Raw genomic sequence first — 13,518 nt, 5'->3', positions numbered from 1 at the left:
CCTCGCGGGCTTTTTTGCATTTGGGCCGTCAGACCTTGCTGCCGGCTTTCAGTAGCGCCATCGCGGTGCCGATCAAGCCGGCGACCTCGGTCATATTGCCCGGCACAATCATCGTGTTGTTCTTCTGTGCAAGCTGGGCATAGGCGTCGACAGCCTTCTCGGCGACCTTCAGTTGCACAGCCTGATCGCCGCCCGGCTGCTGGATGGCCGCTGCGATCTTGCGGATGGCGTCCGACGTCGCGTCCGCGACTGCGGTGATCGCTGCGGCCTGGCCCTGTGCCTGGTTGATCTCGGCCTGCTTCTCGCCCTCCGAGCGCGCAATGGCCGCCTCGCGTTCGCCGGTCGCGATATTGATCTGCTCCTGGCGTCGGCCTTCTGACGCCGCAATCAGCGCGCGCTTCTCGCGTTCCGCCGTGATCTGCGCCTGCATGGAATGCAGGATGGCCGGCGGCGGCGTCAGGTCCTTGATCTCGTAGCGCAGCACTTTGACGCCCCAGTTCAAGGCCGCCTCGTCCAAGGCCTCGACGACGGACGTGTTGATGACGGCGCGCTCCTCGAAGGTGCGGTCCAGCTCCATGCGGCCGATGACTGAGCGCAGCGTCGTCTGCGCGAGCTGCGTGATGGCGACGACATAGTTGCTCGCGCCATAGCTCGCCCGCATGGGGTCGGTGACCTGGAAGTAGAGGATGCCGTCAACCGTCAGCTGGGTGTTGTCCTTGGTGATGCAGACTTGGCTGGGCACATCGAGGGCGATCTCCTTCAGCGAGTGCTTGTAGGCCAGCCGGTCAACAAACGGCACGAGGAAGTTGAGCCCCGGCGTGAGCGTCCCGTGGTATTTGCCCAGGCGCTCCACCACCCAGGCGTTCTGCTGCGGGACGACCTTGATGGAACGCGCCACGAAGATGGCCGCGATGACGAGGATGACGAGTGCGATTTGGAACCCCATGAGGCCTCCCGGTGTTGTTGGTTTTCAGGCTCAGCGATCGAGCAGCAGGCAACTGCCTTCGACTGCTCGAATCACATGCCGGCCGCTTTGGGCCGGCGGACTGCCGATGAAGCGTGCCTGCCAGGCGGCGCCGCGGTATTGCACCTTGGCCCGGCCGTCGGTTGACCAAGTCTCGACCTGGACGGATTGACCGATGTCGAGATTGACGTCGGGGTTGCTGGCAGCGGGGGCGGGTGCGGGCATGCGACTGCGCCGCAGGTGCCAGCCCACGACCGCTGCACCGCCTGTGACGGCGGCGGTCAGCACCTGTGCGGTCAGGCTCGCCCCGAGATGAGCCGCCAGCGCACCGGCGACAGCCCCGACAGCCAGCATCAGCAGATAGAACGTGCCGCTGGTCAATTCGGCCGCGACGAGCAGTCCTGCAGTGATCCACCAGACGGCGGCCCAGTTCCATTCCATCTTGTCTCCCCGGGGTAAGTGTTATCGGACCAGTTTATAGACTGCGTGGAAGCGGGTGGGACATGCTGCGGCCCTACACTTCGCCGCTTCGTTTTTTTGATGCCCGCCCGCTGGAGGCCGCCGATGATCCGTTTTCACTTTCCCATCGTCATCATCGATGAGGATTACCGCTCCGAGAACACCTCGGGCCTGGGCATTCGCGCATTGGCCGAGGCCATCCAGAAGGAGGGCATGGAAGTGCTGGGCGTGACGAGCTACGGCGACCTGTCGCAGTTCGCCCAGCAGCAAAGCCGCGCCTCGGCTTTCATCCTGTCCATTGACGACGAGGAGTTCACCGCCGGACCAGAGATGGACCCTGTCGTGCTGAACCTGCGCAAGTTCATCCAGGAGATCCGCAACCGCAACCCGGACATCCCCATCTACGTCTACGGCGAGACGCGCACCAGCCAGCATCTGCCTAACGACGTGTTGCGCGAACTGCATGGCTTCATCCACATGTTCGAGGACACGCCCGAGTTCGTGGCCCGCCACATCATTCGCGAGGCCAAGAGCTACCTCGACGGCCTGGCGCCGCCGTTCTTCAAGGCGCTGATGGACTACGCGCAGGACGGGTCCTATTCCTGGCACTGCCCGGGCCACTCGGGCGGCGTCGCCTTCCTGAAGAGCCCGGTCGGCCAGATGTTCCACCAGTTCTTCGGCGAGAACATGCTGCGCGCCGACGTGTGCAACGCCGTTGAAGAGCTCGGCCAGCTGCTGGACCACACCGGCCCGGTTGCGGCCAGCGAGAAGAACGCGGCGCGCATCTTCAACGCCGATCACTGCTTCTTCGTCACCAACGGCACGTCGACGTCCAACAAGATGGTCTGGCACCACACCGTGGCGCCCGGCGATGTCGTCGTCATCGACCGCAACTGCCACAAGAGCAATCTGCACGCCATCATCATGTGCGGCGCCATCCCTGTCTTCCTGACGCCGACGCGTAACCATTACGGCATCATCGGCCCCATCCCGGAGAGCGAGTTCAGCCCCGAGACCATTCGCGCCAAGATTGCCGCCAACCCGCTTCTCGCGCATATCGACCCCGCCACGGTCAAGCCTGCCATTGTCACGTTGACGCAGAGCACGTACGACGGCGTGCTCTACAACACCGAGACCATCAAGAAAAAGCTCGACGGCTACATCCCGACGCTGCACTTCGACGAGGCGTGGCTGCCGCACGCGGCCTTCCACGACTTCTACGGCCAGTTTCACGCGATGGGCAAGAACCGCCCGCGCCCCAAGGAAGCCATGGTCTACGCGACCCAGTCCACGCACAAGCTTCTGGCCGGCATCTCGCAAGCCTCGCAGGTGCTCGTGCAGGACTCACAGAGCGTCAAGCTCGACAAGCACCTCTTCAATGAGGCCTACCTGATGCATACGTCGACGTCGCCGCAGTACTCGATCATCGCAAGCTGCGACGTGGCTGCCGCGATGATGGAGCCGCCCGGCGGCACGGCGCTCGTGGAGGAAAGCATTCGCGAGTCGTTGGACTTTCGGCGTGCCATGCGCAAGGTCGAGGGCGATTACGGCGACGATTGGTGGTTCAAGGTCTGGGGCCCCGATCATCTGCGCGCCGAAGAGGGCGGCGAACCCATGTCGGCCGACTGGATGTTGCATGCCGACGAAGAGTGGCATGGCTTCGGCGCGCTCGCCGAGGGCTTCAACATGCTGGACCCGATCAAGTCCACCATCATCACGCCTGGGCTGGACATGGAGGGGCGCTTCGCCACCACCGGCATCCCGGCCTCGGTGGTTACCAAGTTCCTCGTCGAGCATGGCGTCGTCGTCGAGAAGACAGGGCTGTATTCCTTCTTCATCATGTTCACCATCGGCATCACCAAAGGCCGCTGGAACACACTGCTGACCGCATTGCAGCAGTTCAAGGACGACTACGACAAGAATGCGCCGCTGTGGCGCATCCTGCCGGAGTTCTGCGCGAAGTTTCCGAAGTACGAGCGCATGGGCCTGCGCGACCTTTGCCAGTCCATTCACAGGGCCTATGCCGAAGGCGACATTGCACGCCTGACGACGGACATGTATCTGTCCAATCTGCAGCCGCTGATGACGCCGACGGAAGCCTATGCCCACATCGCACAGCGCAAGACCGAACGCGTCGGCATCGACGACCTGGAGGGGCGCATCACGACCTCTCTGTTGACGCCCTATCCGCCCGGCATTCCGCTGCTGATCCCGGGCGAAGGCTTCAACAAGAAGATCGTCGATTACCTGAAGTTCACGCGCAGCTTCAACGCGAAGTTTCCGGGCTTCGCGACCGACGTCCATGGCCTTGTCCATGAAGTGGACGAGGAGACCGGCCGCGGCCGGTATTACGTGGACTGCGTGAAGGCCTGATCAGGCCCCTGCGCCCATCTGTCGGCGCAGGTTCACGAGGTACGTCAGGGCGCGCGGCGCGCCGAACTGCTCACTCGCCGCCGCCGGCGAGTGCGACATGGCTGAAACCGCCATCGACATACATGATCTCGGCGCTGACGCCGGCGGCCAGGTCGGACAGCAGGAAGGCAGCGGCGTTGCCGACGTCGTCGATGGTCACGTTACGCCGGATCGGCGCCGAGGCGGCAAACTGGCTCAGCAGCTTGCCGAAGTCCTTGATGCCGGAGGCTGCCAGCGTCTTGATGGGGCCGGCGGAGATGCCGTTGACCCGCACGCCTTTGGCGCCGAGGTCGTGGGCCAGGTAACGCACGCTGGCCTCCAGCGCCGCCTTGGCCAGGCCCATGGTGTTGTAGTTGGGCACGTAGCGCTCGGCGCCCAGGTAGCTCAGCGTGAGCAGGGCGGCGCCAGGGCGCAGGCGCGGGGCGGCCAGCTTGGCCATGGCGGGGAAGCTGTAGGCGGAAATGTCGTGGGCGATGCGGAAGTTCTCGCGCGTCATGCCGTCCAGGAAATTGCCGGCAATCGCCTCGCGAGGCGCAAAGCCGATGGAATGGACGAAGCCGTCGAACTCCGGCCAGACCTCGCCGAGCTGGTTGAACAGCGCCTCCATCTGCTCATCGCTGGTCACGTCGCAGTCGTAAATGAGTTTGGAGCCGAATTCGGCAGCGAACTCGCTGATGCGGTCCTTGAAACGTTCCCCCTGATAGCTGAAAGCCAGCTCGGCACCTTCGCGGTGGCAGGCACGGGCAATGCCGTAGGCGATGGAGCGGTTGGACAGCACACCTGTGATCAGCAGCCGCTTGCCGGCGAGAAAGCCCATTCTTGTCTCCTGTGAGGTCTCAAACAGCCTCGGATTCTGGCACGCGCAGGGCGTAGCGACTTGCCGGCATGGGACTTGCACAGTACAATCCGAGCTTCACCAGAAATGAGAGAACTCCGTGCAACTGCGTGGGAGGCTCTCAACGAGCTCCGGACGACATCCCCCGGGGCGCGATATCCAGTGAACGAGTGGGCGGATTCATCCAGCCCATTTTTTTTGCTTTTTCGATTTTCTTTCGCTAGACGCCCGCATACCCCGAATGAGTTGGCAAACCACTGTGGAAACGACCGTGACCGGACTCGGTTACGAACTCGTGGACTGCGAACGCAGTGCCAGTGGTGGGACGCTGCGCGTGACGATCGACAAGCTGCAGGCGCAAGCGGATGCCGGCGAGTTGATCGATGTGGATGACTGCGAAAAGGTCACACGGCAGCTGCAGTATGTGCTGGAGGTCGAGGGTTTGGAATATTCCCGGCTCGAAGTGTCTTCGCCTGGCCTGGATCGACCGTTAAAAAAGGCCGCGCATTACGCGCGCTTTGCCGGCCAGGAAGTCGAAATCACGCTCAAGTCCCCTTTTCAGGGACGAAAGAAGTACCGCGGCGTCCTCAGTGCCCAGCCGGACGCGGCGGACGACCAGGCCTGGCGCCTGGTGTTCGACGACGGCGAGGCCGATCAGGCGCTTGATTTCACGCTCGACGAGGTGCGCGAGGCACGCCTCGTGCCGTCGTTCAGCTTCAAGGGTCGTGGTGGCGAGCCGGCGCCCGACCGCAAGCCGGGCCAGCGTGGTGTCATCAAGCCGAAGAAGCAGCCGAAAGAGGCAGCACTCAAGAAACAAGCGGGCGCGCCCAGTGATGCGGCGCCCGGCCAAGACAAGGTTGACGGAGGTCTCAAGCAATGAACCGTGAAATGTTGATGCTGGTGGACGCGATCTCGCGCGAAAAGAGCGTGGAACGCGATGTCGTGTTCGGTGCGGTGGAAGCCGCGCTGGCATCGGCCACCAAGAAGATTTACGGCGCTGAGGCCGACATCCGCGTCAGTGTGGATCGCGAATCCGGCGAGTACGAGACGTTCCGCCGCTGGCATGTCGTGCCCAACGAGGCCGGCCTGCAGAACGCCGACGCCGAGATCCTGCTGTTTGAAGCCCAGGAGCAGATCTCCGACATCGAGGTGGACGACCACATCGAGGAACCCGTCGAGTCCCTGCCCATCGGCCGCATCGGCGCGCAGGCTGCCAAGCAGGTGATCTTGCAGAAGATCCGCGACGCAGAACGCGAGCAGTTGCTTAACGACTTCATGTCGCGCGGCGAAAAGATCTTCGTCGGTACGGTGAAGCGCCTGGACAAGGGCGACATCATTGTCGAGAGCGGCCGCGTCGAAGGGCGTCTCAAGCGCAGCGAGATGATCTCGAAAGAGAACCTGCGCACCGGTGACCGTGTGCGTGCCGTCATCCTCGGCGTGGACCCGACCCAGCGTGGCCCGCAGATCATGCTGTCGCGCTCCTCGCCCGAGTTCATGAAGGAACTCTTCGCGCAGGAAGTGCCCGAGATCGAGCAAGGCCTGCTGGAGATCAAGAGCTGCGCCCGCGACAGCGGCAGCCGCGCCAAGATCGCCGTCGTCAGCCATGACCGCCGCGTCGACCCCATTGGCACCTGCGTCGGCGTGCGCGGTTCGCGCGTCAACGGCGTGACGACCGAGCTGGCCGGCGAGCGTGTCGACATCGTGCTGTGGAGTGAAGACCCGGCGCAGTTCGTCATCGGCGCGCTGGCACCGGCCAACGTGCAGTCCATCGTCGTGGATGAAGAGCGCCATGCCATGGACGTGGTTGTGGACGAGGAAAACCTCGCCATCGCCATCGGTCGCGGCGGCCAGAACGTGCGCCTGGCGTCCGAGCTGACCGGCTGGCGCATCAACATCATGTCGGCCGAGGAATCGGCCGCCAAGCATGAGGTCGAGGCCGAAAGCGTCCGCAAGCTGTTCGTCGAGAAGCTCGACGTCGACGCCGAAGTCGCCGACATCCTGATCGCCGAAGGCTTCACGAGCCTGGAAGAAGTTGCCTATGTCCCGATGCAGGAAATGCTCGAGATCGAGGCCTTCGACGAGGACACGGTCAACGAGCTGCGCACCCGCGCCAAGGACGCGCTGCTGACCATGGAAATCGCCCGCGAAGAGAAGGTCGAGGAGGTCTCGCAAGACCTGCGCGATCTGGAAGGCGTGACCCCCGAGTTGTTGAGCAAGCTGGCCGAAGGCGGCATCAACACCCGTGACGATCTGGCCGACCTGGCTGTCGACGAGCTGGTCGAGCTGACCAGCCAAGACGAGGCCGCGGCACGCGCGCTGATCATGAAGGCCCGTGAACATTGGTTCAACGCCTGATCGACCACACGCCGCGCCGCACCGAAAGTAATTTGAAGGATCCCCACATGGCCGTGACTACCGTCGCCCAATTCGCCGCCGAGCTGAGCAAGCCGGCGGGCACGCTGCTGGAGCAGCTGCATGCCGCGGGCGTCAAGAAGTCTTCCGTCGACGACTCGCTGAGCGAGAACGACAAGGAACGCCTGCTCGACCACCTGCGCTCTTCCCACGGCACCGCTGGCGCCGAACGCAAGAAGATCACGCTGGTCAAGAAGTCGACCACCGAAATCAAGCAGGCCGATGCCAGTGGCAAGGCCCGCACGATCCAGGTCCAGGTCAAGAAGACCCGCACCTTCGTCAAGCGCGACGACGAGGCCGCTGCCGGCCCCGACGATGCCGAACTGGTGCGCCGCGAGGAAGAAGCCCAGGCCCAGGCCACTGCACTGCGTGCCCAGGAAGAGGAACTCGCCGCCAAGGTGAAGGCTCGCGAGGACGCCGAACGCGCCGCGCGTGAAGCTGCCGAGGCGCGCCGCGCCGAGGAGCAGGCTGCCGCCGAAGCCGCCGCCAAGGCCGCTGCCGAAGCTGCCGCTGCGGCTGCCGCTGCCAAGCCAGAGGTCACGCCCGTCGAGCAGGCCGAGGCGCGCCAGCGCAATGCCGCTGCTGCCGCTGCCGAAGCTGCCGCCATCAACAAGGCCGCTTCCAAGCGCGGTGCCAAGGCCGCTGCGCCTGCACCCGAGCCCGAAGTCGTCGCCCCGCCGCCGCCCGCGCCGGCGCCTGAAGTCGTCGCGCCGCCGCCGCCCGCGCCCGAAGTGGCCAAGCCGGCTCTGCGCGTCGTCAAGGCCGTCGATGCCGCTGCCGAAGAGAAGCAGAAGCAGGACGACCTGGCCCGCCGCCGCAAGGCCGCCGAGGACGAGGCCGCCAAGATCCGCGCGATGATGAATGCACCCAAGAAGGTGCTGGTCGCGAAGAAGCCCGAAGAGCCCAAGCCGGTCGAAGCCGCCGCGGGCATCAAGGGCACCATCCACAAGAAGGCTGGCACGCCGGGCGCAGCACCTGCTGCAGCCGGTGCGGGCGCTGGCAAGCCGGGCGACAAGAAGTCGGTCAAGTCCGAGAAGCTGTCGTCCAGCTGGGCCGATGACGCCGCCAAGAAGCGTGGCCTCAAGACCATCGGTGCCGGCCCCGCTGGCGCCAACCGCCCGGGTGGCGGCGGCAACTGGCGTGCTCCGGCGCGCGGTGGCGCCGGCGGCCGCCGTGGCGGCAACGACCGTGGCGGCAATGGCCAGGGCAACTTCCAGGCGCCTGCAGAAATGCAGATCCAGGAAGTGCATGTGCCCGAGACCATCTCGGTGGCCGATCTGGCGCACAAGATGTCCGTCAAGGCCGCTGAGGTCATCAAGCAATTGATGAAGCTGGGCCAGATGGTCACCATCAACCAGCAGCTGGACCAAGAGACGGCCATGATCCTGGTCGAGGAAATGGGCCACAAGGCCTTCCCGGCCAAGCTGGACGATCCGGACGCCTTCCTCGAAGAAGAGGGCATCACCGAGCAGCAGCACGAGTCGCTGTCGCGCGCCCCGGTCGTTACCGTCATGGGCCACGTCGACCACGGCAAGACCTCGCTGCTGGACTACATCCGCCGTGCCCGCGTTGCAGCGGGCGAGGCCCACATTGCGTCCACGCGCGGTTTGGCTCTGCATCTTGATTNGTTGCAGCGGGCGAGGCGGGTGGCATCACGCAGCACATCGGCGCTTATCACGTCGACACGCCGCGCGGCATGATCACCTTCCTGGACACCCCGGGTCACGCGGCCTTCACGGCCATGCGGGCTCGCGGCGCCAAGGCAACCGACATCGTCATCCTCGTTTGCGCGGCTGACGACGGCGTCATGCCCCAGACCAAGGAAGCCATCCACCACGCGAAGGCCGCTGGCGTGCCCATCGTGGTCGCGATGACCAAGATCGACAAGCCGGATGCCAACGTCGAGCGCGTCAAGAGCGAGCTCGTGGCCGAACAGGTCGTGCCGGAAGAATTCGGTGGCGAGTCGCCTTTCATCGGCGTGTCGTCCAAGACCGGCCAGGGCATCGACGACCTGCTGGAGCAGGTGCTGCTGCAGGCCGAAGTGCTGGAACTGAAGGCACCGGTGGCCTCCATGGCCAAGGGCCTGGTCATCGAAGCCAAGCTGGACAAGGGCCGCGGCCCGGTGGCCACCGTCCTGGTTCAGAGCGGTACCTTGAAGCGCGGCGACGTCGTGCTGGCAGGCTCCACCTTCGGCCGCGTGCGCGCCATGCTGGACGAGGACGGCAAGCCGACCAACGAGGCCGGCCCGTCCATCCCGGTGGAGATCCAGGGCCTGACCGAAGTGCCGCAAGCCGGTGACGAGTTCATGGTGCTGGGCGATGAACGCCGTGCCCGCGAGGTCGCGACCTTCCGCCAAGGCAAGTACCGCGACGTCAAGCTGGCCAAGCAGCAGGCCGCCAAGCTGGAGAACATGTTCAGCGACATGGGCGCCGGCGACGTGCAGACCCTGCCGCTGATCATCAAGAGCGACGTGCAGGGCTCGCAGGAAGCGCTGGCCGCCTCGCTGCTCAAGCTCAGCAACGCCGAGGTCAAGGTGCAGATCGTCCACGCGGCGGTCGGTGGCATCAGCGAGAGCGACGTCAACCTCGCCATCGCGTCCAAGGCCGTCATCATCGGCTTCAACGTGCGCGCCGACGCCGGTGCGCGCAAGCTGGCCGAAGGCAATGCCGTCGATCTGCGTTACTACAGCATCATTTACGACGCTGTGGATGACGTGACCAAGGCAATGTCCGGCATGCTGGCACCCGAGCAGCGCGAAGAAGCACTGGGCACGGCCGAGATCCGTGTCGTGTTCGTCGCCTCCAAGATCGGCACGGTGGCTGGCTCCATGGTCACCAGCGGCCTGGTCCGCCGTGGCGCGCGCTTCCGACTGCTGCGCGAGAACACCGTCGTCTACACGGGCGAGGTGGACTCGGTGCGTCGCGAGAAGGACGACGTCCGCGAGGTCAAGGAAGGCTTCGAGTGCGGTATCAAGCTCAAGAACTACAGCGACATCAAGGAAGGTGATCAGCTCGAATTCTTCGAGATCAAGGAAGTGGCCCGCACGCTCTGAACTTCAGCCCCGAGGGTTAACCCCGCCCCTCGGGGCGGGGTTTGTTCTTTGTTGGCTGTCCGCGCGTGAACCGCGCAAACAGCCTGATCAGGAAACCTGCCATGAGACACAAACGCGCCATCCCCAACCGAGCTTTCCGAGTCGCCGACCAGATCCAGCGCGATCTGGCGGAGCTCATCCGCGAGCTCAAGGATCCGCGCATCGGCATGGCAACGATCAATGCGATCGAGGTGACGCCGGACTACGCCCATGCCAAGGTGTTCTTCTCGGTGCTGGTCGGTGACCCGAAGGAAACCCAGGAAGCGCTGAACGAGGCTGCGGGCTTCCTGCGCAATGGCCTGTTCAAACGCCTGCAGATCCACACGGTGCCGACGCTGCACTTCCAGTTCGACCGCACCATCGAGCGTGCTGCCGAGATGAGTGCGCTGATCAACAGGGCCAATGCAACACGTGCGCTGGAAGACGAGGAGCCGAATGACTGAGGCCGTCGTCACCGCGAGGCCCGCTCGGGTACGCATCCAGCGCCGCCCGCTGCATGGCGTGTTGTTGCTCGACAAGCCGCTGGGCTTGTCGAGCAACGACGCGTTGCAGAAGGCCAAGTGGCTGTTGCGCGCCGAGAAGGCCGGCCATACCGGCACGCTGGACCCGCTGGCCACCGGCCTGCTGCCGCTGTGCTTTGGCGCCGCGACCAAGTTCAGCCAGGTCAGCCTGGACGCCGACAAGCGCTATCTCGCCACGTTGGCGCTGGGCGTCCGCACGACCACCGGTGATGCCGAAGGCGAGGTGCTGGAGCGCCGTGACGCCGACCACATCACACCCAAGCAGATCGCCGCCGCCTGCGCCGCCTTCACCGGCGAGATCGACCAGATGCCGCCGATGTACTCGGCGCTCAAGCACGAAGGCAAGGCGCTCTACGAGTACGCCCGCGCCGGTGTCGAGATCGAGCGCAAGAGCCGCCGCGTGACGATTCATGCCATCGACATCGTCGCCGTGCAGGCTGGCACCGTGACTCTCGACGTCCGCTGCACCAAAGGCACCTACATCCGCACGCTGGCCGAAGACATTGGCGCTGCACTCGGCTGCGGTGCTTCGCTGGCCGCACTGCGCCGCACGGGCTCCGGCAGCCTGACGCTGGACGGCAGCATCACGCTCAGCGGCCTCGAAGCCCTTCCCGAAGAACAACGCGCCGCGTTGCTGACTTCACCGGACCGCCTGCTGGCCGAAGCCCCCGAGCTGCGCCTGCCTGCCGACGAAGCTGCCCGCTTCCTGTCCGGCCTGCGCCGCCGCGTGACGGCCGCCGACACCGGGCGCGTGCGCGTCTACGGCCCCGAACCGCGTGCCTTCCTCGGCAGCGCCCACATCACCTCTGGCGAGCTGATCGCCGACCGCCTGTTGACCCCGCCGGAGGTCCAGGCGCTCATCTCTGCCTGAACCGGTTTTTTTCGAAGCATCACCATGACCACCCCGATCCGCAACATTGCCATCATTGCCCACGTCGACCACGGCAAAACCACCATGGTCGACCAGCTCCTGCGCCAGAGCGGTACCTTCGCCGACCACGAAAAGGTCGTCGACACCGTCATGGACAGCAACGCCATCGAGCGCGAGCGTGGCATCACCATCCTGGCCAAGAACTGCGCCGTGTCGTGGGGTGGCACGCACATCAACATCGTCGACACGCCCGGACACGCGGACTTCGGCGGTGAAGTCGAACGCGCGCTGTCCATGGTCGACGGCGTCGTGCTGCTCATCGACGCCCAGGAAGGCCCGATGCCGCAGACCCGCTTCGTCACGAAGAAGGCGCTGGCCCTGGGTTTGAAGCCCATCGTGGTCGTCAACAAGGTCGACAAGCCGGGTGCCAAGCCCGACGCCGTCATCAATGCCGCCTTTGACCTGTTCGACAAGCTCGGCGCCACCGACGAGCAGCTCGACTTCCCGGTCGTCTACGCCTCGGGCATCAATGGCTGGACCTCGCTGACCGAAGGCGCGCCGGGCGAGCAGTGGGGCCCCGACATGTCGGCCCTGTTCGACACCGTGCTCAAGCATGTGCCGGCGCAAACCGGCGACCCGGCCGCACCCCTGCAGCTGCAAATCTCGGCGCTGGACTTCTCCACCTTCGTCGGCCGCATCGGCGTGGGCCGCATCAGCCAGGGCACGATCAAGCCCGGCATGCAGGTCGCCGTCATGGAAGGCCCTGACGGCAAGAGCGTCAACGGCCGCATCAACCAGGTGCTGACCTTCCACGGCCTGGACCGCGTGCAGGTCACCGAAGCCGGCCCCGGCGAGATCGTGCTGATCAACGGCATCGAGGACATCGGCATCGGCGTCACCGTGACCGACCCGGCCAACCCGGCACCCCTGCCGATGCTGAAGGTCGACGAGCCGACGCTGACGATGAACTTCTGCGTCAACACCAGCCCCCTGGCTGGCCGCGAAGGCAAGTTCGTCACCAGCCGCCAGATCTGGGACCGCCTGCAGAAGGAACTGCAGCACAACGTGGCCCTGCGCGTGAAGGAGACCGATGAAGACGGCATCTTCGAGGTCTGCGGCCGCGGTGAACTGCACCTGACCATCCTGCTGGAGAACATGCGCCGTGAAGGCTACGAGCTGGCCGTCTCCAAGCCGCGCGTGATGTTCAAGGAAGTGGACGGCGAGAAGCAGGAGCCGATGGAACTGGTGACCGCCGACGTGGAAGAAATCCACCAGGGCGGCGTCATGCAGGCGCTGGGCCTGCGCAAGGGCGAAATGCTCAACATGGAGCCGGACGGCCATGGCCGCGTGCGCCTGGAGTACCGCATTCCTGCGCGCGGCCTGATCGGCTTCAGCAATGAGTTCATGAACCTGACGCGTGGCTCGGGCCTGATCTCGTCGATCTTCGACGGCTACGAAGCCCACAAGGGCGACATCGGCGGCCGCAAGAACGGCGTGCTGATCTCCATGGACGACGGCGAAATCTTCACCTACGCCCTGGGCAAGCTGGACGACCGTGGCCGCATGTTCGTCAAGCCCAACGACCCTGTCTACGAAGGCATGATCGTCGGCATCCACAACCGCGACAACGACCTCGTCGTCAATGCGACGCGCACCAAGCAGCTGACCAACTTCCGTGTCTCCGGCAAGGAAGACGCGATCAAGGTCACGCCGCCCATCGAGCTGACGCTGGAGTACGGCGTGGACTTCATCGACGACGACGAGTTGGTCGAGATCACGCCCAAGAGTGTTCGCGTTCGCAAACGCCACCTCAGCGAGAACGAGCGGAAGCGTGCGTCGCGAGCCTAAGCTCGCGACACACGCTGGCGCGGCACCTTGTGCTCCCCCAGCCCCCTCCAGGAGGGGGCGCTAGCCAGTTGATTGACCGCGCCCCGAAAGGGGCGCTCTTCGTTG

General features: G+C 64.9%; 9 protein-coding genes and 2 pseudogenes. 8 read left to right on the top strand and 3 right to left on the bottom strand.

All coding sequences use genetic code 11. The features are described from left to right. Nucleotides 1-28: 28 nt before the first annotated feature. Nucleotides 29-946 carry an SPFH domain-containing protein gene (locus ASC95_RS21205; RefSeq protein WP_057299696.1) on the bottom strand — a complete coding sequence of 306 codons (918 nt, stop codon included), beginning with the start codon at nucleotides 944-946 and terminating at the stop codon, nucleotides 29-31. Nucleotides 947-976: 30 nt separating this feature from the next. After that, nucleotides 977-1,405, bottom strand: a complete 429-nt coding sequence (locus ASC95_RS21200) for an NfeD family protein (protein ID WP_057299695.1) — start codon at nucleotides 1,403-1,405, stop codon at nucleotides 977-979. Nucleotides 1,406-1,528: 123 nt separating this feature from the next. Between ASC95_RS21200 and ASC95_RS21195 the strand changes: the two genes are divergently transcribed. Continuing rightward, nucleotides 1,529-3,796: an arginine/lysine/ornithine decarboxylase gene (locus tag ASC95_RS21195; RefSeq protein ID WP_057299694.1), complete on the top strand. Its 2,268-nt coding sequence runs from the start codon at nucleotides 1,529-1,531 to the stop codon at nucleotides 3,794-3,796. 70 nt (nucleotides 3,797-3,866) lie between these two features. On the opposite strand, the gene fabI is transcribed toward ASC95_RS21195, so the two are convergent. Further along, nucleotides 3,867-4,652, bottom strand: a complete 786-nt coding sequence (gene fabI / locus ASC95_RS21190) for an enoyl-ACP reductase FabI (protein ID WP_057299693.1) — start codon at nucleotides 4,650-4,652, stop codon at nucleotides 3,867-3,869. A 259-nt stretch (nucleotides 4,653-4,911) separates the two neighbouring features. On the opposite strand from fabI, the pseudogene rimP reads away from it, so the two are divergent. From rimP to typA, 7 genes and pseudogenes are all read left to right on the top strand, one after another. After that, nucleotides 4,912-5,418 (top strand): annotated as a pseudogene (rimP, locus tag ASC95_RS21185) (ribosome maturation factor RimP); the annotation flags it as partial. Nucleotides 5,419-5,546: 128 nt separating this feature from the next. Next, entirely contained in the window at nucleotides 5,547-7,025 is a 1,479-nt protein-coding gene (gene nusA, locus ASC95_RS21180; protein ID WP_057299692.1) for a transcription termination factor NusA, read from the top strand. A 47-nt stretch (nucleotides 7,026-7,072) separates the two neighbouring features. Then, nucleotides 7,073-8,708: pseudogene (locus ASC95_RS32040) on the top strand (translation initiation factor IF-2 N-terminal domain-containing protein); the annotation flags it as partial. Between the two features lies 1 nt (nucleotide 8,709). After that, nucleotides 8,710-10,134: translation initiation factor IF-2 (infB, locus tag ASC95_RS32035; RefSeq protein WP_235538001.1), on the top strand; the 1,425-nt coding region annotated here is incomplete at its 5' end. Between the two features lie 101 nt (nucleotides 10,135-10,235). Then, entirely contained in the window at nucleotides 10,236-10,616 is a 381-nt protein-coding gene (gene rbfA, locus ASC95_RS21170) for a 30S ribosome-binding factor RbfA (RefSeq protein ID WP_057299691.1), read from the top strand. After that, on the top strand, nucleotides 10,609-11,565 hold the full coding sequence (gene truB, locus ASC95_RS21165; protein ID WP_057299690.1) for a tRNA pseudouridine(55) synthase TruB: 957 nt from the start codon (nucleotides 10,609-10,611) through the stop codon (nucleotides 11,563-11,565). The genes rbfA and truB overlap by 8 nt, the downstream gene beginning before the upstream one ends. A 24-nt stretch (nucleotides 11,566-11,589) precedes the next feature. Then, nucleotides 11,590-13,413 carry a translational GTPase TypA gene (typA, locus tag ASC95_RS21160; RefSeq protein ID WP_057299689.1) on the top strand — a complete coding sequence of 608 codons (1,824 nt, stop codon included), beginning with the start codon at nucleotides 11,590-11,592 and terminating at the stop codon, nucleotides 13,411-13,413. The last annotated feature ends 105 nt before the right edge of the window (nucleotides 13,414-13,518 follow it).

The organism is Pelomonas sp. Root1217, from assembly GCF_001425705.1.
Classification (GTDB): Bacteria; Pseudomonadota; Gammaproteobacteria; order Burkholderiales; family Burkholderiaceae_C; genus Pelomonas.
This window is presented reverse-complemented; position numbering and strand designations above follow the sequence as displayed.

Bases quoted from the DNA above. Each gene is read 5' to 3' on its own strand.
- ASC95_RS21200 (WP_057299695.1), bottom strand. From the start codon at position 1,405: ATGGAATGGAACTGGGCCGCCGTCTGGTGGATCACTGCAGGACTGCTC.
- truB (WP_057299690.1), top strand. From the start codon at position 10,609: ATGACTGAGGCCGTCGTCACCGCGAGGCCCGCTCGGGTACGCATCCAG.
- rbfA (WP_057299691.1), top strand. From the start codon at position 10,236: ATGAGACACAAACGCGCCATCCCCAACCGAGCTTTCCGAGTCGCCGAC.
- ASC95_RS21205 (WP_057299696.1), bottom strand. From the start codon at position 946: ATGGGGTTCCAAATCGCACTCGTCATCCTCGTCATCGCGGCCATCTTC.
- nusA (WP_057299692.1), top strand. From the start codon at position 5,547: ATGAACCGTGAAATGTTGATGCTGGTGGACGCGATCTCGCGCGAAAAG.
- typA (WP_057299689.1), top strand. From the start codon at position 11,590: ATGACCACCCCGATCCGCAACATTGCCATCATTGCCCACGTCGACCAC.
- ASC95_RS21195 (WP_057299694.1), top strand. From the start codon at position 1,529: ATGATCCGTTTTCACTTTCCCATCGTCATCATCGATGAGGATTACCGC.
- fabI (WP_057299693.1), bottom strand. From the start codon at position 4,652: ATGGGCTTTCTCGCCGGCAAGCGGCTGCTGATCACAGGTGTGCTGTCC.